This is a genomic window from Streptomyces sp. NBC_01235 (assembly GCF_035989285.1).
GTDB lineage: Bacteria > Actinomycetota > Actinomycetes > Streptomycetales > Streptomycetaceae > Streptomyces.
On sequence record NZ_CP108513.1, the window covers coordinates 10806256 to 10826865 of the forward strand.

Genomic DNA, 20610 nt, shown 5'->3' on the forward strand with positions numbered 1-20610 from the left:
TGAGGAAGTGGGCGCCGTGGTCATTTTTCCGGTCCGGGCCTCCTCTCACGCGCCGATCCGCGCCGCGATGACCGGTGCCAGCCGGTCCGCGATCACGCGGTGTCCCTGGTCGTTGGGGTGGACCGAGTCCGTCAGGTCGCCCGCGCCCAGCCAGCCGGTGGTGTCGATGAAGGAGATCCGGGAGTCACCGCCGTCGACGGCGGCTTTGACCGCCGCCTCGGTCTGCGGGACGTACCGGCCGCGGAAGGTCTCCAGTGCGAGGATCCAGGCCTGGGGGTACGCGGCGCGGACCTTGCCCAGCAGGCTGGTGTACGCCGCCTGGAACTGCGTGGAACTGACCCCGTGGCCGACGTCGTTGGTGCCGAGGTTGATGACGACCGCGTTCGCCTGGTAGCGGGAGAAGTCCCAGTCGGGGGTGGCCGCGTTCGGGTTGAGCTTGCTGAACTGCCGCTCCAGACCGACGCATCCGTCCGCCGCGGCGACCAGACAGGCGCCGCCCTGGGCGATCTGGGTGTGCTCGGTGCCGAGCCGTTCCCCGATCAACCAGCCGTACGCGGTGCGGGCGTTCTGCGACGAGGTCGTCCCCACGGTGATCGAGTCGCCGACGAACTCGATCAGCTTGCCGGGTGCCGGCGGTGCGAACGTGGTGGCGCCGCTGTCGAGGACCAGCCCCTGGAAGACGGCGTCGCCCCGGTAGGAACCGGCGACCACCTGGTAGTTGACCTGGAGGGTGTGGTTGCCGGCGGACAGCGGGGAGGGGGTCAGGTTCACCGTCCCCTTGACGTCGTCGTAGAACGTCACCGGGCCGTTGTCGATCCTCGCCCAGAAGTCGATCGTCCCGCGCTGCTTGAGCTGGACGGTCCGGCCGGTGAAGCCGACCCGGTAGTAGGCGCCGGCCCAGTACGGGGTGTAGGCGGTGGAGGAGGTCTTGGTGTCCCAGCGGCCCACGAACTTGATGTTCGGGTCGCCGGGCTGGCCGGGAGCGGCCGTCAGGCGGTCGGCGGGGTTGCCGAGTCGGGCGGCGATGACCGGGGCGAGGCGGTTTGCGAACTTGGTGTGGCCCGCCTCGTTGGGATGCCCGTTGCCGTCCTCGTAGTCGGTGCCGTCGGTCAGCCAACCTGTGGTGTCGACGTAGTGCACCCTGTTGTCACCGGCGCTGGTGCGGGTGGTGACGGCCGCCCTGGTCTCGGTGATGTAGCGCTTCTTGAGCGTCTGCACGGCGAAGAGATGCGCGTTCGGGTAGGTGGCGCGCAGGTCGCCGAGGAACTTGGTGTACGCCGACTGGAAGGACGCGCCGGTCACGCCGTGGCCGACATCGTTGGTGCCCAGGTTGATGACGACGGCGTCCGCCCGGTAGCGGGAGAAGTCCCAGTTCTGGTCGCCCGTGCTCGCCGTCCTGAAGAACTGCGTGCTCAGGCCCGTGCATCCGGACTGGGCGACGAGACAGTAGCCGGAGCGGGCGATCTGGGTGTGGCGTGCCCCCAGTTGCTCGCCGGTCTTCCAGGCGTACGAGTCCAGTGCCAACCGGTCGGTGAGGGCGCCGGCGGTGATGGAGTCGCCGACGAACTCGATCAGCCGGGACGGGGCGTTCGGTGCGACCGTGCGCGCGCCGGGGTCGAGCGCCAGGCCCTGGAAGACGGTGTCGCCGGAGCGGTAGGAGAGGCGGAGGGTGTGGGTGCCGGCGGGCAGCGGCTGGGGAGTGAGGTTCACCGTGCCGCGCACGCCCGCGTAGAAGACGTCGGGGCCGGCGTCGATGCTGGCGTACAGGTTGACCGCGTCTCTCGCCTTGATCTTCACCGTGGTGCCGGTGAAGGCCGTCTGCAGATAGGCGCCGGTCCAGGAGGGCACCGCCGCCGTGCCGGCAGTGGTGTCCCAGCGTCCGACATAGGCGATGTTGGGGTCGGAGACCGAGCCGTCACCCGGCGCGGCCTGCGCGGGGGAGTCGCCCGCCCAGGACAGCAGGCAGGCGACGAGAACGGCCGTGACGAGCGCCGGAAGGGCGCGGGCGAGGCGGTGTAAGGGGGTGGCGTGGGGGGTGGTCTGCATGGGGATCCCTTTCGGGTGGGGTGGGAGCGCTCCCATAGGCAGCCTTTCGAGAAAAACAATGAAACGGTTCAGCGTCAAGAGGTCGCGTGGGACGGGGGCTCTTTCCAGGGGGCTGTAGCCCGCACGCGGCTACACGAACCGCCCCCGACCAACCCAGTACACGTCATCGGGGAACCGCCGCACCGGCCCCGCCGCGGCAACACGGCCTCCGCCACCTCGCCGCAGCCCTCGCCGGCCCGGCGCGCCTGCGCTGACCGGGCGAGGAGACCGGCCCGGAAACGGATTACGAGGGTCTGTCCGTCAGCCCGTCAGCCCGTCAGCCCGTCGGCTGGTCGGCTGGTCGGCGCCAGCTCGGACTCCTCAGCTCAGTGATGTCTCGCCGTTGATGATCAGGTGGAGTGCGTCGACATCATGGGTGGCGTGGTCGGTGTCGCACCAACCAGCCACGCTCACTGCCGCGTTGACCGACAGTTCGGACTGGTCCGTCCAGGCCACGAAGTATGGACTGGAAGTTCCGGTCGGCGGTGGAGGCCCAACACTAACCTCGCGCTTTCGCGAGTGGGTCTGTCCGAGTCTTGATCAAATAAATGGAGAGTGCTGCTGACCTGCAACGATGGGACTTGTCGAGGGTCCTGTCACTGCAAGGAAAGAAGCACTCTCCAGGTGAAGAAGAGTAGCGGGTCGTACCCGCGTGTCCGTGTCGAGGGCGGCGGCCGTGGAGTTGTTGCCCAGGCCGGGGCCGTGCTGCTGGTCGAGACGGTCCGCAGGTCCGGCCTGGACACCGCGATATCCGCGTCGCTGGCGCCGTGGCGCAAGCGGCGGGCCGTGCACGATCCGGGCAAGATCCTGCTGGATGTGGCGCTGGCCGTCGCACTCGGCGGTGACTGTCTGGCCGACGTCGGCATGCTGCGGGCCGAGCCGGCGGTGTTCGGCCCGGTGGCCTCCGATCCGACCGTCTCCCGCCTCGTCGACGCGCTCGCCGCGTCCGGCCCGAAAGCTCTTGCAGCGATCCGCGGCGCGCGTTCCGAAGTACGTCAGCGAGTCTGGGAGTTGGCCGGGGCAAGCAGTCCGGCCGCCGACGGCCAGGTGATCGTGGACATCGACGGCGTGCTGGTCCTCGCCCACTCCGAGAAACAAGACGCCACCGCGACCTGGAAGAAGACCTTCGGCCATCACCCGCTTGTCGCGTTCGTCGACCACGGCCCAGCCGGGTCCGGAGAGCCGGTGGCGGCCCTGCTGCGGCCCGGCAACGCGGGCTCCAACACCGCCGCCGATCACATCGAGACCGCCCAACTCGCCCTGGCCCAGCTGCCCAAACGCCTGCGGCGGGGACGGCAGACGCTGATCCGCACCGACTCCGGCGGCGGCACCCACGCCTTCCTCGACTGGCTCTCCCGGCGCGGCCGGTGGCTGTCGTATTCCGTCGGAATGACCATCACCGACGCCATCCACCAGGCCGTCCTGAAGATCCCGAAGAAGGCATGGACACCGGCCTACGACGCGGGCGGCACCGAACGGCCCGGAGCCTGGGTCGCAGAGATCACCGACATGCCCGACCTGAGCACCTGGCCGAAGGGCATGCGGCTGATCGTCCGCAAGGAACGCCCGCACCCCGGGGCACAGTTGCGCTTCACCGACCTCGACGGACTGCGGCTCACCTGCTTCGCGACCAACACCAAAGGCGGCCAGCTCGCCGACCTCGAACTGCGTCACCGCAGGCGGGCCCGCTGCGAGGACCGCATCCGCGGCGCCCGCGCCACCGGCCTGCGCAATCTGCCCCTGCACGACACGGCACAAAACCGGATCTGGCTGGAGATCGTCTCCCTCGCACTCGACCTCCTCGCCTGGATGCCGATGCTCGCACTGAGCGGCGATGCCCGCCGCTGGGAGCCCAAGAAGCTCCGGCTGCGGCTGTTCTCCGCCCCCGCGCAGCTCGTGAACACCGGCCGCCGCCGCTGGCTCCGCCTGCCCACCCGATGGCCCTGGACCGCCGTCATCAGCCACGCGATCGTCAGGCTCCACGCCCTGCCGAACCCCGGCTGACCAGCCACATCGACCGTCCCGACGACCCGCACCACCACACCGGCGAAGTGGAACCCGGCGCCCATCCGACGCGAAAGCCGGACCCTCGCCCTGCCCCAACCCCGAAAAGACCGCACCACACAAACGCGGAGTCCCCGTCAGCGAACCGACGAGGACTCATGAACGATCGAGGCTAATGATCACCGGAGTCACCAGGGAGCCCGCAGCATGACCGGCACCACGGAGGCCCTTAGAGGGTCGGCTGCAGTCGACAATGCAGCACGAAGTGTCACGCGCCCGTTCTACGTATACGCCGTGCTCACCAACTCGCTATTCCAGCGCGGCGTATTCGTCATCTTCCTTTATCAGCGCGGCTTCTCCGCCGCGCAAGTGGCCCTACTGCAGACACTGCTCTACCTGGTGAGCGGACTTGCGGAGTTGCCGACGGGAATCATCGCCGACCGAATCGGCAGGCGTGCCAGCATCGTGATCGGCCAGATGCTGATAGCTGGATGTCTGCTCGGTCAGGTGGCGTTCTCCAACTACTGGGTGTTCCTGGCGCTGTTCATCGGGCAGGGTGTGGGCATGGCATGTGTGTCCGGTTCGGACACCGCCCTGCTGTACGACCTGCTCGTGCGTCGTGGTGCAAGGGCCAGCTACGTCAAGATCAAGTCCCGGTTCACCATGCTCGGGACGGTCACCTCGGGAGCCGCCATCGTCCTCGGCGGCCAACTGCAGCAGATTTCCTGGGGAGTCGTCTACGTCGGTTCGGCGGCGTGCCTCGTCCTCGCCGTGGTGGTGCTGATGTCAGGGGTGCCCGAGATCCGCGGCGCGGACGCGGTGGACGAGCAGGAGGGAGCCGAGGAGGAGCACGGCGACGTCACAGCATGGCGGGCGATGCTTCGGGTCGCCACGCCGGCGCTCGTGACGCTTGTCGTGGTGTCCGGATTGATGCATGCGACTTTGACGCCGTACATCATTTTTACGCAGAAGACCCTCTCCGATCAGGGAGCGGGCACCGCATTGGTCAGCGTGGTCATATCGGCGGGATTCATCGCTGGCGGGCTCACTCCGCTGCTGTCGGACCGCGCGGACCGGCGCATCGGGTATCGGATCATAGTCCCGGTGTCTCTCCTGACACTCGCCGCGGCACTCGGCCTGAGCGGCCTCGGCCTTGTCCAGGTCACCATCGCCGCGTTCCTGGCCCTGGCCGGGATTCCCGAGATCACTGCCGTGATCGTGGACAACGTGTTCAACGAGGCCGTGCCGTCGCGCCACCGGGCGAGCCTGCTGTCGATGATCGCATTCGTGGAGTCGGCGCTCATCGGCATCGGCTATCTCGTCCTCGGCGCGCTCATGGACGGGATGGGCTCCAGTGTGGGCATGGCCACCTACGCCGCAGTCCCCCTGCTGGCATGTCTCCTGTGGCTCCTGGTGCTCTTCCGAGGGGCACGGGTGACCACCGAGATCGAGAAGCCCGCCGACCAAAAGGCATCCTGAAACAGACCATCTCGCGCAACGTCCTGCCCGATGGCAGGGGCGCTGCTCGTTGACATGTCGCTCCCAGTCAGCGACGGAGCTGTCATCGCGACGATCAGCACCAAACGGGATGGGAAGAATCGCGCCACTGAGAAAACCTCAGTCAGCCATAATCGGGCGGCGATCAGCTTCCGCATGGTGCGGCTGACGTGCGTGTTCAAGCTGAGGTAGGCCGCCGGCGAGGTGCCCGTGGATCGGGTCCTTTTCCGTCGGCCCCCTCTCGAACCGTGCAGGCGGCTTTGACCGCACACGGCTCTCCAGTGATTACTTCCGGGGAAGAGCTGAGCCTCGTCCTGCATGGATGTTGTGGTGGCAGGCAGAGCAGACCACCAGGGTCATGCGTCGCCGCGCTGCCATCAGGGTCATCCACGGCGGCCGATCCGGCCGACCGGGCCTGTTGAGATCGGCGAGTTTCCGCAGGTGGTGGACTTGCAGTCCCTTTCCCGCGTCGCAGATTTCGTATTTACCGGCCAAGAGCCGATGGATCAGCTCGTTGCCCGGGCTGGCCATGGTCGGTCGTCGGTCGGTCAGGACGGCGGTGCGTTTGCGGATGAGTGGGACCCCGCGCTCTTTGAGCTCGTAACAGGATCATGGGTGGGCCTTCTTGAGGCGTCGCCAGCAGATGAGGCTGGATGCCAGGGAGACGAAGGCGTCGTGGAGTTCGAGGCGTCGTTCCCATCGGATGGCGAGGCGTTTGAACTGGTGGAGGAGGGCGAAGGCCTGCTCGACGACGTATCGGAGTTTGTGAAGCTCCGCCTGTCGTTCGCGAAGTTCAGCCGTGTGGCGTGCCTGCTACCGGTTGGCCGCGAGGAAGTCCTCCAGGATCTCGACAAACCGCGCCGGCTGCTCCTCGGCCGGGTAGTGGCCGCAGTCGTCGAGGACGACCCCCGTGACGTCGTCGGCCGCCAGCCGCATCGTCTGGGCGGCATTCGCGCCGCTCCACAGCGCGCCGCCGAGGGCGAGCACCGGCAGCGTCAGCCGGGTCTTGCTACGCTGCTCGTTCTGCGCGATCGTCTCGTCCAATGCCCGGTAGTACGCGAAGCTCGCCCGCAGCGCACGAGGATCCGCGGTGATCGCGTCGACGTAGACGTCGACGGCGTACGCGGGTATCGCGGTCCGCGTGGCGGCCTTGGTGGCGAACTGCCAGCCGAAGAAGAGCCGCTCCCGTCCCCGGACCAGTTCCTCGTTGAGGTCGGTGAGCCGGTTGAAGCCGAACTGCCAGAGCTTCAGGTTGACCGCGGCCGGGCCGAAGAACGGCGGGGACGGCGTGAGACCGGGGATCACTGCTTCGAGGATGGCGAGCCGGCCCACCCGCTCGGGGTGATCGGCGGCGAGGGCGTATCCGGTCCACGTACCGATGTCGTGGCCGACCACGTCGAACCGGTCGTGCCCGAGCGCGGCCATCAACGCGACCAGATCGGCGGCCAGCGTGCCGGCGTCGTACCCGTCGTCGGGCTTGTCGGAGAGCCCGGCCCCGCGCGAGTCGACGGCGACGACGGTGTGCTGGCGGGCGAGCGCGGGCATCACCTCCCGCCAGGCGTACCAGGTCTGGGGCCACCCGCCGATCAGCAGCAGCGCCGGGCCGTCCCCACCGGTGACCGCGTGCAGCCGCAGTCCGTTCACCTCCACGAGCCGGCTGGTGAAGACGTCAAGGAATCCGTCAGGCAGCCGCAGCGAACGCAAGCTTGTCATGCCGGCGACCATACACATCTTTGAACGATCGGTACAAGATGTGTAGGCTGACGGACCATGGCAGGCCGCAAGCAATTCGACGTGGACGAGGCGCTACGACGTGCGATGCACGTCTTCTGGCGCTGGGGTTATTCGGAGGCCTCGATCGATCGACTGGCCGAGGGCACGGGCCTGGGCCGGGGCTCGCTCTACGGCACCTTCGGCGACAAGAGCGCCCTCTTCCGCAAAAGCCTCCAACGGTACGCGCAGACCTACCACCCGCTGTACGAGCAGGCACTGTCCGGCCCCCACCCGAGCCCGAGCGCCGTTGTGGCCGCCTACCTGCAGGTCGCCCTGAACCGCATCGCCGACCCGACGGTCCCGGATGGCTGCCTGCTCACGGTGTCGGCAACGCAGTTCCCGGCCCTCGACGCGGAGGGCCGGGCGATGGTCCGCGCCATGATCGACGGTTTGCGGGCGATGCTGGAGCAGGCGTTGCTGGCGGCGGGGGCCGGTGAGCAGGAGGCGGCAGAGCTGGCGTTGTGCACGCTGGCGGCGAACAAATCTCTGGCGGTGCTGAGCCGCGCCGGCTTCTCGGGCGAAGACCTGGCAACCGTCGCGGCAGCCGCCGCCAAGAATGCCAAGGCTCCGCCGAACCGGCCGGCCGAACCGTCGGGGCCGCGATAGGCGGGAACGACTCCGTCGCCAATGGATCTGCAGAGACCTTGGGGCAGCCGGCGGCTCGGCTGGAAGTGACTCGGCTCAGCCCTCATAGGGCCGAGCCGACCCGGGCGACGAAATCGCCCCACCGGGGGAAGAAGCCGACCGATACCGACTATGGACCCGGTACGAGCAAACACCGCACGACGGACAGGGAAACGCGCCGTCCAGGGTGCGGGCCTTGACCCGCACCATGCCGTCCTCCACCCACACGTGTTCCACCCGCACCTTCTCCAGGTGCGGGAACACGATGCCCAGCAAGTCATCACACACGGCAGACCATGCCACCGGAATGACGCTCCGTCATCCCGTCACGAAAATCTTGACTGAGCCCAGCCCCTGGCCCGCTTCGTCTTCGAAGCAGAGCCAGGCGCCCAGGTCCGCCGCCGTTTTTTTATGACGGGCCACTCCTCGTCCTTCCAGGCGGCGGTCTTCTCCTCGTCGCGCTCGGTGGCCTTGCGGGAGGGGATCTGCACGCTCCAGCCGATGCGGTGCAGCAGCAGGCCCAGCCCGGCCAGGGTGTACGCGACACCGAACCGGCGGCGCACGATCTCGGCGATCCGGGCCAGCGTCCAGCACTGGTCACTCCAGGCGGAAGCGGCCGGGTCGGCATCCAACACCGCCTCCAGCACGCGGAGTTGTCCCGCATCGAGCTTGCAGCGGGCGCCGCCGGGTCCTGTGGAGGCCAGAGCCTGCCGCCCCCTGAGCTTGGTGTTTATCCTCGCAGGTCACCCGACCTGCTGATCTGTGGTTCTTCCCGGGACAGCAGGGGCGGCCGTTCTCCACGCTTCGAGATGTCGAGTCACGAAGCACGAGAGAACGGCCGCTGTGTATGAGTCTCCCGGTCGACGCGCCCGCAGGCGATGCGTTGGGCATCCTGTCCCGCTTTCGGGTCGAGTTTTACGAATGCCTCTACGCCCGAGCGGATGCGCTCTTCGAGCTCACGGATGCGGTGTTGTGCGCGGACGGGCCGGTGAAGACCCTGGTCGAGTTGTCGCTGCCCATCGGGCACCGGCGCGGGCATGGCGCGCTGTACGCGGCTTTGGACCGCGGTTGGCTGGAGCCGACGGGGTTGCGCCGCACGCTGGCCGGCCTGCCGCTGCCGAAGGCGGCCGACGGGCGGATCGTGCTGGCCGTGGACGTGAGCAACTGGCTCCGCCCCGATGCCCCGACCAGCGACGACCGGCTGTTCTGCCACGTCTACGGACGTGGCGACCGCAAGACGGACCAGTTCGTGCCGGGCTGGCCGTACTCCTTCGTGGCCGCGCTGGAGTCCGGCCGCACCTCCTGGGTCGAGCGCCTGCCGGGAGACCGCGAACCGAAACCGGTCAACGTGCCCTCGATGACGGGGAGTTCGCCGTTGTGGTCGATCCACGCGGAGCGGTGCCACAGGCGGGGATGGATACGGTCCCAGCCCATGGCGCGGGCCAGGCCGTGGCGGTCGGTGGCCTGCGCGGTCGCTGCGTCGGGCTCTCCCCAGGTCCCTGGCTCGGCCAGGCGGAACTCCGGTCCGTGCTTGGGAATCCGGCCGCCCTGCGGCAGCGCGGTGACGCGGGTGGCCGGGCGGCGCATCACCCGGTCCGAGCGCAGCCGTCCGAGAATCTCCACGGGCAGGTCACCCAGGAGGTAGGCCAGGCGCGGGGCATCGTAGCCGGCATCACAGACGATCAGGATGTCCGAATCGCCCTGGCGCCACCGTTCCTGGTGAACCGAGTGCTCCACCACTCGGCGCAGTTGGGCAGCGGTGACCTCGGCGGCATCGTCGGCAGGGCCCAGGCGCCGGGCGTCGAGGAGCTGGCACCAGGACGTGCGGCCGCTCTCCAGGGCGGCGACGAAAGAGTACGGCCAGCCCGGGACGGGCTGGTCCGACGCCCGGCCGCTGCGGCCGTAGACGTGGCAGAACAGGCGGTCGGCACCGGTGGGTGCGTCGGACCGGAGCCAGTTGCTGACATCGACGGCCAGGACCAGCCGTCCGTCCGCGGCCTGCGGTTGCGGCAGCGCCGCCAACAGCCTCCGCAGCCGCGAGGCGTTGACGTTCCCGCAGTTCAGAGCCTCGTACATCGCACCATGCCCACGCCGGTGCTCGGCCACCAGCGTCACGTCGATCGGCGAGGACACCGGCCCGTCGGCGCACAGCAGGGCATCCGCGATCTCGAAGAGCGCGTCACCCCGTGCGGTCAGGCAGTCGTAGAAGATTTCCCGGAAGTGTGACGCCCAGGCGAAAACGTCCCGCCGGGCATCCTGGTACAGCACACTCATGTCCACGGCCTTCGTACTGGTCCCGCGTGTTTCTTGATCCGGAACACAGGATCAGACGAAGGCCGCTCTGACATGCGGCGATTACCCCTCCGAGCGAACGCGTACGAGACTCGTTCGACAGCCCGAGGTTAAAGATCAAGCTCAGATCGAGCGGCGCATCGAGACGCTCGTCTGGAACCAGGACGCTGTCCATCCCTACCTCTCAGCTCGTGTGGAGAACGGAGTGGAGTGCCTTGTCGATCGTGGGGTGGCTGAAGGTGAAGCCCGCCTTGTGCAGGGCCGCAGGGACGGCGCGGCAACTGCCTGTGATGCCCGTGGCGAACTCGCCGAGCGCCGCTCTGAGGGCGAAGGCAGGGACGGAGGCGATCGTTGGGCGATGAAGGGCGCGGCCCATCGCTCGCGTGATCTCGCGGTTCGTCAGTCGTTCGGGGGCTGTGAAGTTGACGGGGCCTGTGAGCGTCTCGTCGTCGATCGCGAAGCGCAGTGCCCCGATGTGGTCGGTCAGCGAGATGAATGGCCAGTACTGGTCGCCGGAGCCGAGCCGGCCGCCCAGGCCGAAGCGGAAGAGCGGGAAGAGCCTGCCGAAGGCGCCGCCCTTGGCGGAGACCACCAGGCCGGTGCGAGGGTGCACCACCCGGATGCCCGCCTCTCGGGCAGTGTCTGCGGCGGCCTCCCAGTCGACGCAGACGGCAGCCAGGAAGTCGTCCCCGGGTGGCGCGCTCTCCTCGATGGTCCGGTCGCCGGTGTCGCCGTAGTAACCAGTCGCGGACGCGGAGACAAGGACGCGGGGTGGGGTGGACGATTCGGCGCATGCCCGCGCGATGGTCCGGGTTCCCAGTGCGCGGCTGCGGCGGATCTCTTCCTTGTACGCGGCGCTCCAGCGCTTTTCTCCGACCCCGGCGCCGGCCAGGTGCACGACGGCGTCCACAGTGTCCAGCGCACCGGGCTGGACGCGGCCTCCGACCGGATCCCATTGCGCCGCCTGGCTGCCGTCCCCCGCGGGGCGCGCCGACCGGTCGCGGACGAGGCGAACGACCTGGTGGCCGTCGGTGAGGAGCGAGTGGGTGAGGGCGGATCCGATGAGTCCGGTGGACCCGGTGATCGCGACGCGCATGGCGTTCTCCCGAACGGGCTTGGGCAGGTGGCCTTGTGGCCACCCGGGAGGGTGCTCGGACTTCGAGGTTCTCGGAGTCAGCGGCGATGCCACGGCAGGGCCGCCGGGTAGGCGTCCTCCTCGCCGGCCTGCTTGAGGGAGGCGACCACGGTGGCGGTGATGGTGGCGAGCTGCTCCACCTGTTCAGGGCTGAGGGCGTCGAACACCACGCGGCGGACGGCAGTCACATGGCCGGGGGCGGCCTTGGCCATCAACTCCATGCCGGCCTCGGTGAGTTCGGCCAGCTGTCCCCGTCCGTCGGCCGGATCCTCCCGGCGCCGCACGTAGCCCGACTCCTCCAGGCGGATCACCGCGCGCGTGAGGCGGCTGCGGGTGAACTTCAACTGCTCGGCGAGCAAGGACATCCCCAGGGCGCGGTCGGGTGCCACGGACAGGCGGGCCAGGAGGCTGTAGTCCGGGTGCGTCATGGCCGCGTCGCGCCGCAACTGCTGATCGAGGTAGTCGCTCAGCAGCGTCGAGCAGTCGAGGAAGTTGATCCAGGCTCGCAGCTCCTCGGGAGTGAGCCACCGGGGGGATGTCATGGCGGCCACTCTAACCGAGATGTTTGCCTGATCAAACACTTCGGGGTAGCGTCCCCGGTGTTTGAGGAATCAAACGCCTGCCTTTCTGGCGCTGCACCTGTCGTTCTTGAGCTCTCCGCAGGAGGTCCCCATGTCCGGTTCCGTCCCCGAAGCCGTATCGTCCGCCCCGCCCGCGCCGCGCTCCCGCGCCCTGACCGTGGTCGCGGGGCTTCTCGCGGCGGCTGTCGTGGCCGTACTCGGAAACGTGGTGGTCGCGGTGCTCGCCCACGCGGCGGGGGCGTCGGACGATTTCGATCCGCTGCACCTCTCCGCGTACGCGCCGCTGACGGTGTTCGGCGTCGTCCTCGGCGCCATCGGCTGGGCGGTCGTCCGTCGTGTCGCCAAGAACCCGGCAGGGCTGCTGCGGTGGCTGGTGCCCGTGCTCGTGGTCGTGTCGTTCGCGCCCGACCTGTCCCTGCTCGGTGGCGGTACACCCGGCAGTGGGCCGCTGGCCGTCGCTGCGCTGATGGTGATGCATGTGGTGGTCGCGGTCGTCGCCGTCGCCGCCTATCGGCGCGTCCTGCCGCTGCCTGTCCGCTGACGCTGCCTGGCGTGCGCGACCGTGCCGGCTGCCGGTTGCCGGCTGCGTGCGGTGTCCCGGGGCCGGGACGACCGAGCTCCGGGACACCGCTGTTCGCGCGCAGGAACGGCCGCGCACGACTTCCGTCTGCGTGACGGTTGCCCATCCCATCCACCGCGTGGATAACCCGGATACGGGATTCGGATTGCGCCGGGGATGGCACCGGCGCCTTGGCGCCCCCATAGTCGTCGCTACCGCACGCCGCTGTCCGGATGCCGCCGGCGTGCGAGTTCCCCAGCATGCCGTGCGTCGTCGGCGCCCGTGAGGCATGCCCGCTCCCTTACGCCGTCCCCTGGAGTCGCCATGCCCGGTTCCGTGCCCCCGCCGCCTCCCGCCGCGGTCGATGCCACCGCTCCGTCAGCCGTCGCCGAGTCGGGCCCGGCCCATCTGCTGCGGGTGACCCTTCTGATGGCGGGCAGCTGTCTGCCGATCCTGGGGGCGGTGCTGATCGCCCCGGTGCTGCCGAAGATGCAGGACCACTTCGCGTCGGTCCCGGGGGCCAAGGCGCTGGTGCCGCTCGCGCTGACCGTTCCGGCGCTGGCGCTGGCGCTGCTGGCCCCGTTCGCCGGTGTGATCGTGGACCGGGTGGGCCGCAAGCGCCTGCTGGTCGTGGCGACCGTCCTGTACGCGCTGTTCGGCACGGCACCGCTGTGGCTGGACTCGCTGGGCGGCATCATCGCCAGCCGCGCACTGGTCGGAGTCGCCGAGGCCGCGATCATGACCTGCTGCACGACCCTGATCGGCGACTACTACAGCGGTCATCGGCGGGTGAAGTACCTCGCCCTGCAGACCATGTGCGCCTCCGCGTCGGCCACCGTCTTCTTCGTGCTCGGCGGCGCAGCCGGATCGGCGGGCTGGCGGGTGCCCTTCTGGGTCTACGCCGTGAGCCTGGCGCTCGCCCCGCTGATGGCAACCGCCCTGCCCAACCCGGCGGCCCGCGCGGACGGCGACGAGACTCCGGCCGAGACGGAGGCCCGCCGCTCGTTCCCCTGGCGGCAGTTGGGCGGCATCTGTGCCCTCACCTTCTTCGGGGCGATGGTCTTCTACACCGTCCCGGTGGAGATGTCGTACCTGCTCGACGACCTCGGGGTGGAGAACCCCGGCGTGATCGGACTGGCCACCGCGATCGCCAGTGCCGCCACCGTGGGCGGAGCGGTCACCTTCGCCCGGCTCAAGCGTTCTCCCGACCCGATGCTGCCCGTCGTTCTCGCGGTCTGCGCGGTCGGCTTCGGGGTGATGTTCCTCGCGGGGAGCGCTCCGCTGCTGGTCATCGGGGCGGTCGTCAACTGTGTGGGCACCGGCATGCTGCTGCCCGCGCTTCTGACCAGTGCCATGTCCCGCCTGGCGTTCGAGGACCGCGGCCGCGGCACGGGGCTGTGGACGGCGGCCTTCTTCGCCGGTGAGTTCGTCTGCCCGCTGGTGCTGCTCGCCGGGGAGTCTGCGGTCGGCAGTCTCGCCGGTGCGGTGGGCGTGCTGGGGCTGGCCGCCGCCCTGGTCGCGGCGGGGCTGTGGGCGGCCCGCCGCCGGGTGGGCGCCGTCGATCCCCGGCCGTTGCCGGAGCAGTTGGCCTGAGGGTGCGCAGGACGACCGCCGAGAGCGCGTCGATCACGGGCTGCCGCCGGGCCCGGTCAGAGCCGGCCCGGCGGCAGCCCCGCGCTCTGGTCGACGGGCACGGCCTTCCCTGGGCCCTTGCCATTGCTGTAGCCGTTGCCCGCCAGCGTCGCGCCCACCTCCGCGGCCTTCTGTCGCAGCCAGATGTGGCCCGCGTCCTGAGCGTGCACCGGGTGCCACCACATCGCCTCCCGCACCGGTACCGCCTCGAAGGGGCAGGGCAGGACGCGCACCGCGGCGGAGCGGACCGCCTTGCGCGCCAGGCGCTCCTGGATCATCGCGATCCGGCGGGTGCCCTCGACCATGAGGGGCAGCAGCTGGAAGGTCTGCACGGACACCTCCACCTGGGGACTGATCCCTATCATGCTGAGCTGGCGGGCGGCCGGGGCGTCGTAGGGACGCTGGTAGACGGCCCAGGGCAGACGCCCCAGCTGGTCCAGGGTGAGTTCGTCACCGATCTCGGGATGGTCGTCGGCGACCAGGAACAGCCAGCGGTCCTGGTGGAGGTCGACGGCGGGCAAGCCGTCGATGACGCCGTGCGGCATCAGCAGTCCGTCGACGGTGCTCAGCACCGCGGCGGAGTTCTCCACGACGGACGGTGCCGGGTGCTGGAAGGTGAGCCGGATGCCGGGTGCCTCCTCGTGCAGGGTGCGGGCGAGTGCGGCACCGAACACGGCCGCGCCGTAGTCGGAGGCGAGGAGGGTGAACTCTCGGCTCTCCGCGGCCGGGTCGAAGTCGGCCTGGCTGGCGAAGACCCGCTCCAGCAGGTCGCACGCGGTGGCGCTGCGGTCGCGCAGGGCGGCGCCGAGCGGTGTCAGCTCGTAGGCGTTGCCGGTCCGGGCGAGCAATTCGTCGTCGAAATGGCGGCGCAGCCGGGACAGCGCAGCGCTCATGGCCGGCTGGCTGAGGCCGATGCGCTCGCCGGCCCGGGTGACGTTGCGCTCCTCCAGCAGCGCGCGAAGGGCGAGGACCAGATTGAGGTCGAGTCGGGACAGGTTCACCGGGCAATCACCTAACAGCGAGAGTCATCCATGACATGGATATGGCGCATCCACAGGATTAATTTCCGTGATTCGTCGATCGGGGCCAGAGTAGACCGCAACCCAGCAGGAGGAAATCTGATGGCAATGCTCGCGCAACCTGCCGGCTCGTTCGCGCTCGGCACCTTCTCCGCCCAGGACGGGGAGCCGTTTCCCGGCCTCTTGGCCGAAGACCGGGTACTCGATCTGCGCAGCGCCCTGGACTGGGCGCCATCGGGTCTGCGCGCCGTGGTGGAGCGGTGGGAGGAGACCCTCCCCGTCCTGCACGCCCTGGCGGACGAGGACGCCCTCGGCTGGCGGCCGCTGGAGGGCCTGCGGGTGCACGCCCCCATCGAGCCGCGGCAGATCTTCCAGTCCGGCGCCAACTACCGGCAGCACGTGATCGACCTGGAGGTCGCCCACCGTTCCCCCGACGACCCCCGCACCGTTGAGGAGGCACGCGCGGAGATCGCCGCGGTCATGGACCGCCGGGCCGCCGAGGACCTGCCCTACGTGTTCATCGGCCTGCCCAGCGCGATCACGGGCCCCTACGACGACGTGGTCCTGCCCTCGTGGGCCGAAAAGCCGGACTGGGAGTTGGAGTTGGCGGCCGTCATCGCCAAGCCCGCCTACCAGGTGACGGTCGAGGAGGCCCTGGAGTACGTCGCCGGCTACACCATCGCCAACGATCTCACCGACCGCGCCACCGTCTTCCGCCGGGACATGAAGGCCATCGGCACCGACTGGCTGCGCAGTAAGAACGCTCCCGGTTTCACGCCACTCGGCCCGTGGCTCGTACCTGCCGAGTCGATCGCGGACACCGGTGACCTGCGGGTCACGCTCAAGCTGAACGGCGAGACCATGCAGGACGAGTCCACCAAGGACATGCTCTTCGGGGTCGCACGCCTGGTGTCGTACGCCTCGCAGACCGCCCGACTGCTGCCCGGCGACCTGGTGTTGACCGGCAGCCCGGCCGGCAACGGCATCCACTGGGGACGCCTGCTGCGCGACGGCGACGTCATGGAGGGTTCCATCACCGGTCTGGGCGTGCAGCGCACCCGCTGTGTCGCGGAGGGAACGGCATGAGCCTGGACCGCCGCGACCCGGAGGGCGCGATCGCCGAGGCCGCCAAGGCGTACTCCAACTGGGGGCGTTGGGGTGAGGACGACGTGCTCGGCACGCTGAACTTCCTCGACGAGGCCAAGCGGCGCGAGGGCGCGGCGCTCGTGCGCCGCGGCGTCAGCTTCTCGCTGTCGCAGCGGTTCGACATGAACGGCCCGCAGAAGGGCTGGCGCCGGCGGACCAACCCGGTGCACACCATGCTCGACACGGGCACCGACGCGGCGCTGGGCAACCAGGGTTTCCCGCACGGCATCGGCGGCGCGGACGACGTGATCGCGATGCCGCTGCAGTGCTCCACCCAGTGGGACGGCCTCGGGCACATCTTCGACCACGGCAAGGCGTGGAACGGACGGGCCGCCGAGAAGGTGGTCACCGCCGACGGAGACCTTGTCACCGGCATCGAGCACATGCACCGTACGTCGCCGGCCGCGGCGTGCTGCTCGACGTGGGCCTGGTCGTCGGCACGGACGGCGAGCTGCCCGACGGGTTCGCCATCACCGAGGAGCACCTCGAGCAGACCGCCGAGGCCCACGGGGTGACCGTCGGCCGCGGCGACATCGTCCTCGTCCGCACCGGACATCTCGCCCGCGCCCGGCGGGGCGGCTGGGACGACTACGCAGGCGGCCCCGCGCCCGGCCTGTCGTTCACCACCGCCGGCTGGCTGCACGGCACCGAGATCGCCGCCATCGCCACCGACACCTGGGGTTTCGAGGCGCGCCCCAACGAGTTCGACAACGCCTTCCAGCCGCTGCACCAGGTCGTCATCCCCAACATGGGCCTGCTGATCGGCGAGATGTGGGACCTCGACGCACTCGCCGCCGACTGCGCCGACGACGGCGTGTACGAGTTCTGGCTCACCGCCGCTCCCCTCCCCATCACCGGAGCCGTCGGCTCCCCGGTCAACCCCATCGCCGTCAAATAGGCCGCTCAACTGCCGGATGTGCCCTTCCCCGGACAGCAGCGGCGCATCCGGCCCCCACCGCTCCACCCGGTTCACCCGGTCCGCCCGCTCCACCTGCTCCGCCGGTGACCCGTCACACCCCTGGCCCGCACTCGCAGCGGGCGAGCCGCAGCCCCCGCCGCCCGAAGTCGCGCGGCCCAACCCCGGGAGGAATCCCCGACATGGCTGACAGCCGCACTCTCCCCCAGCCTCCGGCCGGGGGCACACCCACCGTCCTGGTCATCGGCGGGGGCGCCTCAGGCAACGCCGTCACCATCCTGCTGCGCCGGGCCGGCATCGCCGTCGACCTGATCGAGGCCAAGCCGGACTGGAACGCCACCACCGGCTCCGGCATCACCCTCCAGGGCAACGCCCTGCGGGTCCTGCGCGAACTGGGCGTGTGGGAACAGGTGAAAGCCTCCGGATACGCCTTCGGCTCGCTGGGCGTGACGGCCCCCGACGGCACCGTCCTGTTCGTCGCCGAGGACATCCAGACCGGCGGGGAGGACCTGCCCGCCACCCTCGGCATGCAGCGCCCCCAGCTGCAGCAGATCCTCATCGACACGGTCCGCGCCTCCGGCGCCGACGTTCGCCTCGGCACCACCGCCGAAGCGCTGGAGCAGGACGCCGACGGCGTGTCGGTGCGCTTCAGCGACGGCAGCGAGGGCCGCTACGACCTGGTGATCGGCGCCGACGGTCTCAACTCCGCCACCCGCGCCGCGATCGGCATCACGGACAAACCCGCCCCGACCGGCATGGCCATCTGGCGCATCGCCGCCCCGCGGCCCGAGAGCGTGACGCGCACCGACCTCGCCTACGGCGGCCCCGCCTACATCGCCGGCTACTGCCCCACCAGCGAGAACACCATCTACGCGTACGTCGTCGAAGGGTGCCGCGACCGCGCCTCCATCGACCCGGCCACCTACGCCGACGAGATGCGCCGCCTGGCGCAGAGCTACGGCGGGGTCTGGCCGGAGATCACCGAGCACATCACCGACCCGAAGAAGGTCAACTACACCTGGTTCGACCACCTGCTGGTCGAGGACTCCTGGCACCGGGGCCGGGTCGTGCTCATCGGCGACGCCGCCCACTGCTGCCCGCCCACCATGGCCCAGGGCGCGGCGATGTCCCTGGAGGACGCCCTCGTCCTCGCCGAGCTGCTCACCAGCGGACGGGACTGGGACGGCGAGCTGCTCCAGGCCTACCACGACCGCCGCATTCCCCGGGTGCGCACCGTCGTCGCGGCGTCCATGCAGATCGGCCAGTGGCAGCTGGACGGCGTGCGCGACGCCGACATGGCCGGGCTGGTCGGCCGCACCATGAACCTCCTCAAGGAGCGCCCGTGACCACCACCGCATCCTCCGCGCCGACCATCGACATCCACGCCCACCTCCTGCTCCCGGAGGTCGAGGAGGCCGTCGCCGGTCATCCCGGTCTCGCCGAGGCCCGCGCCCTCGACGCGCGCCGCAACGGCCCGGCGGCCCTGACCGTGAACGGTCCGATGGTCGGCGCGCGCGTGCCCAAACTGACCGACGCCGCGGTGCGCCTGGCGGCCATGGACGCGCAGGGCGTGGACATACAGCTGGTCAGCCCCTCGCCGTCCCACTACCACTACTGGGCCGAGCCCCAACTGGCCGAGAAGGTCTGCCGGCTGGCCAACGAGGGCACCGCCGCACACTGTGCGAAGGCTCCCGACCGCCTGCACGGCCTGGGCCTGGTCCCGCTCCAGCATCCCGACCTCGCGGTCGGCCTGCTCGACCACGCCCTGGACCAGGGGCTGAGGGGTGTGGAGATCTCCTCGCACGCGCCCGGCCACGAACTGTCGGACCCGGCGTACGAAGCCCTCTGGTCCCGTGCGGAGGAGACGGGCGCCTTCCTCTTCCTGCACCCGTTCGGCTGCACCCTCGACGAGCGCCTGGACCAGTGGTACCTGTCCAACACCGTCGGTCAGCCCACCGAGAACGCGGTCGCCCTCTCCCACCTGATCTTCTCCGGCGTCCTGGACCGCCATCCGGGCCTGAAGCTGATCGCGGCACACGGCGGCGGCTACCTGCCCACCCACATCGGCCGCTCCGACCACGCCTGGCGGGCCCGCCCCGACGCCCGGGGCTGTGAGCGGGAACCGAGCAGCTATCTGAAGCAGCTGTACTTCGACTCCCTCGTCCACGACCCTCAGGTGCTGCGGGAGCTGCTGCGAGCGGTCGGCCAGGAACGGGTCCTGCTCGGCTCCGACTTCCCCTTCGACATGGGCACCGACGACCCGCTCGGCGCGCTGCGCGCCGCGGACCTGCCCGACACCGACTTCCACTCCGTCCGCGGCGGAAACGCCGCCGCTCTGCTCAACCTCGTCTGAGGAGGACCCCCCATGAGTAACCGCCTGCTCACCCACCTCCGCCACGTCGACCTCGCCGTGCCCGACTACGACAAGCAACTCGACTTCTACGCCGGCGTCTGGGGCCTGACCAAGGTCGTCGAGGACTCCGGCATCTCCTTCCTCGCCGCCGAGGGCTCCCCCGAGCAGTACGTCGTCCGGCTGCGCAAGGCCGACGAGAAGCGCCTCGACCTCGTCTCCTACGGCGCCGCGAGTCCGGCCGACGTGGACACGCTCGCCGAGCAACTCCTCGCCGGGGGTGTTGAGCTGGTCACCCAGCCGGGCAAGGTGGAAACACCCGGCGGCGGTTACGGCTTCCGCTTCTTCGACGTCGACGGCCGCACCATCGAGGTCTTGGCCGACGTCGAGGTGCGGCAGCACCGCAAGATCGAGGAGAAGGAGTCGATCCCGGTCAAGCTGTCGCACGTCGTCCTCAACTCGCCGGATCTGGACAAGACCAAGGCGTGGTACGAGGAGCACCTCGGCTTCCGGCTGTCCGACACGCTCGGTCATCCGCACATCGGCGACGTCATGCACTTCATGCGGATCAGCAACCAGCACCACTCCATGGCCATCGCCAAGGGCCCGCACACCTCGCTGCACCACATCTCCTTCGAGATGCGCGGAATTGACGAGTACATGCGCGGCTCCGGCCGTGTCATCCGCTCCGGCGCCCGCAAGATCTGGGGTCCGGGACGGCACATGGCGGGCGACAACACCTTCACCTACTTCCTCGACCCGCACGGCAACACCGTCGAGTACACGACCGAGTTGGAGCTGCTGGACGAGGACACCTGGCACCCGCACGTCTACGACTTCTCGAACCCCGAGGTCACCGACCAGTGGGGCACCGCCAACCCCATGAACGAACTGGTCACCAAGGAGTCCTTCAACGACGTCGACCGCGGCGTCTTCGTCGCCCCGCCGGTCTGATCGGCGAAGCCCTGAGTCCCGGGGGCGCGGTGGCCCAGTCACT

Annotated in this window: 16 protein-coding genes and 4 pseudogenes; 11 read left to right on the forward strand and 9 right to left on the reverse strand. The window is 69.7% G+C overall.

Annotated elements, in window-relative coordinates:
• Window positions 1-45: 45 nt before the first annotated feature.
• Together OG289_RS48485 and OG289_RS48490 are read right to left on the reverse strand one after the other, a co-directional pair.
• Window positions 46-2046 carry a GDSL-type esterase/lipase family protein gene (locus OG289_RS48485; RefSeq protein WP_327320388.1) on the reverse strand — a complete coding sequence of 667 codons (2001 nt, stop codon included), beginning with the start codon at window positions 2044-2046 and terminating at the stop codon, window positions 46-48.
• Window positions 2047-2406: 360 nt separating this feature from the next.
• Window positions 2407-2541, reverse strand: coding sequence for a hypothetical protein (locus OG289_RS48490; protein ID WP_327320389.1), 135 nt, complete (start codon window positions 2539-2541; stop codon window positions 2407-2409).
• Window positions 2542-2709: 168 nt separating this feature from the next.
• On the opposite strand from OG289_RS48490, the gene OG289_RS48495 reads away from it, so the two are divergent.
• Both OG289_RS48495 and OG289_RS48500 read left to right on the forward strand, forming a co-directional pair.
• The gene (locus OG289_RS48495; RefSeq protein ID WP_327313328.1) at window positions 2710-4089 is read left to right on the forward strand and encodes an IS1380 family transposase; all 1380 of its coding nucleotides are present in this window, start codon (window positions 2710-2712) and stop codon (window positions 4087-4089) included.
• Between the two features lie 207 nt (window positions 4090-4296).
• Window positions 4297-5568 carry an MFS transporter gene (locus OG289_RS48500; protein WP_327320390.1) on the forward strand — a complete coding sequence of 424 codons (1272 nt, stop codon included), beginning with the start codon at window positions 4297-4299 and terminating at the stop codon, window positions 5566-5568.
• Window positions 5569-5871: 303 nt separating this feature from the next.
• On the opposite strand, the gene OG289_RS48505 is transcribed toward OG289_RS48500, so the two are convergent.
• Window positions 5872-6117 carry an HNH endonuclease gene (locus tag OG289_RS48505; protein ID WP_327320391.1) on the reverse strand — a complete coding sequence of 82 codons (246 nt, stop codon included), beginning with the start codon at window positions 6115-6117 and terminating at the stop codon, window positions 5872-5874.
• A 282-nt stretch (window positions 6118-6399) separates the two neighbouring features.
• Window positions 6400-7299, reverse strand: a complete 900-nt coding sequence (locus OG289_RS48515) for an alpha/beta fold hydrolase (protein WP_327320392.1) — start codon at window positions 7297-7299, stop codon at window positions 6400-6402.
• Window positions 7300-7356: 57 nt separating this feature from the next.
• Here OG289_RS48515 and OG289_RS48520 point away from each other — a divergent pair, with 57 nt between their 5' ends.
• Window positions 7357-7965 carry a TetR/AcrR family transcriptional regulator gene (locus OG289_RS48520; protein WP_327320393.1) on the forward strand — a complete coding sequence of 203 codons (609 nt, stop codon included), beginning with the start codon at window positions 7357-7359 and terminating at the stop codon, window positions 7963-7965.
• Window positions 7966-8331: 366 nt separating this feature from the next.
• Here the strand turns inward: OG289_RS48520 and OG289_RS48525 are convergent.
• Window positions 8332-8699: pseudogene (locus tag OG289_RS48525) on the reverse strand (helix-turn-helix domain-containing protein); the annotation flags it as partial.
• Between the two features lie 167 nt (window positions 8700-8866).
• Between OG289_RS48525 and OG289_RS48530 the strand changes: the two are divergent.
• A pseudogene (locus tag OG289_RS48530) lies at window positions 8867-9313 on the forward strand (transposase); the annotation flags it as partial.
• A gap of 14 nt (window positions 9314-9327) precedes the next feature.
• Here the strand turns inward: OG289_RS48530 and OG289_RS48535 are convergent.
• From OG289_RS48535 to OG289_RS48545, 3 genes and pseudogenes are all read right to left on the reverse strand, one after another.
• Window positions 9328-10257, reverse strand: a pseudogene (locus tag OG289_RS48535) (transposase); the annotation flags it as partial.
• 202 nt (window positions 10258-10459) lie between these two features.
• A complete protein-coding gene (locus tag OG289_RS48540) occupies window positions 10460-11371 on the reverse strand; it encodes a TIGR01777 family oxidoreductase (protein WP_327320395.1) in 912 nt (303 codons plus the stop codon).
• A gap of 77 nt (window positions 11372-11448) precedes the next feature.
• Window positions 11449-11952, reverse strand: coding sequence for a MarR family winged helix-turn-helix transcriptional regulator (locus OG289_RS48545; protein ID WP_327320396.1), 504 nt, complete (start codon window positions 11950-11952; stop codon window positions 11449-11451).
• Between the two features lie 130 nt (window positions 11953-12082).
• On the opposite strand from OG289_RS48545, the gene OG289_RS48550 reads away from it, so the two are divergent.
• Window positions 12083-12532, forward strand: a complete 450-nt coding sequence (locus OG289_RS48550) for a DUF6069 family protein (protein ID WP_327320397.1) — start codon at window positions 12083-12085, stop codon at window positions 12530-12532.
• A 342-nt stretch (window positions 12533-12874) separates the two neighbouring features.
• Window positions 12875-14143 (forward strand): MFS transporter, encoded by a 1269-nt coding sequence (locus tag OG289_RS48555; RefSeq protein ID WP_327320398.1) that lies wholly within the window; start codon window positions 12875-12877, stop codon window positions 14141-14143.
• A 56-nt stretch (window positions 14144-14199) separates the two neighbouring features.
• Here OG289_RS48555 and OG289_RS48560 read toward each other — a convergent pair whose 3' ends face one another.
• Window positions 14200-15183: a LysR family transcriptional regulator gene (locus tag OG289_RS48560; RefSeq protein ID WP_327320399.1), complete on the reverse strand. Its 984-nt coding sequence runs from the start codon at window positions 15181-15183 to the stop codon at window positions 14200-14202.
• A 120-nt stretch (window positions 15184-15303) separates the two neighbouring features.
• Here OG289_RS48560 and OG289_RS48565 point away from each other — a divergent pair, with 120 nt between their 5' ends.
• The 5 genes and pseudogenes from OG289_RS48565 (at window position 15304) to OG289_RS48585 (ending at window position 20567) form a co-directional block, all read left to right on the forward strand.
• A complete protein-coding gene (locus OG289_RS48565) occupies window positions 15304-16287 on the forward strand; it encodes a fumarylacetoacetate hydrolase family protein (RefSeq protein WP_327320400.1) in 984 nt (327 codons plus the stop codon).
• Window positions 16284-17245 (forward strand): annotated as a pseudogene (locus OG289_RS48570) (cyclase family protein). The gene OG289_RS48565 and the pseudogene OG289_RS48570 overlap by 4 nt, the downstream one beginning before the upstream one ends.
• A gap of 200 nt (window positions 17246-17445) precedes the next feature.
• Entirely contained in the window at window positions 17446-18609 is a 1164-nt protein-coding gene (locus OG289_RS48575; protein ID WP_327320401.1) for an FAD-dependent oxidoreductase, read from the forward strand.
• Complete coding sequence (locus tag OG289_RS48580) at window positions 18606-19616, forward strand: amidohydrolase family protein (protein WP_327320402.1); 1011 nt, start codon at window positions 18606-18608, stop codon at window positions 19614-19616. Before OG289_RS48575 ends, OG289_RS48580 begins: the two co-directional genes overlap by 4 nt.
• A gap of 12 nt (window positions 19617-19628) precedes the next feature.
• Window positions 19629-20567, forward strand: a complete 939-nt coding sequence (locus OG289_RS48585) for a VOC family protein (protein ID WP_327320403.1) — start codon at window positions 19629-19631, stop codon at window positions 20565-20567.
• Window positions 20568-20610: the final 43 nt, after the last annotated feature.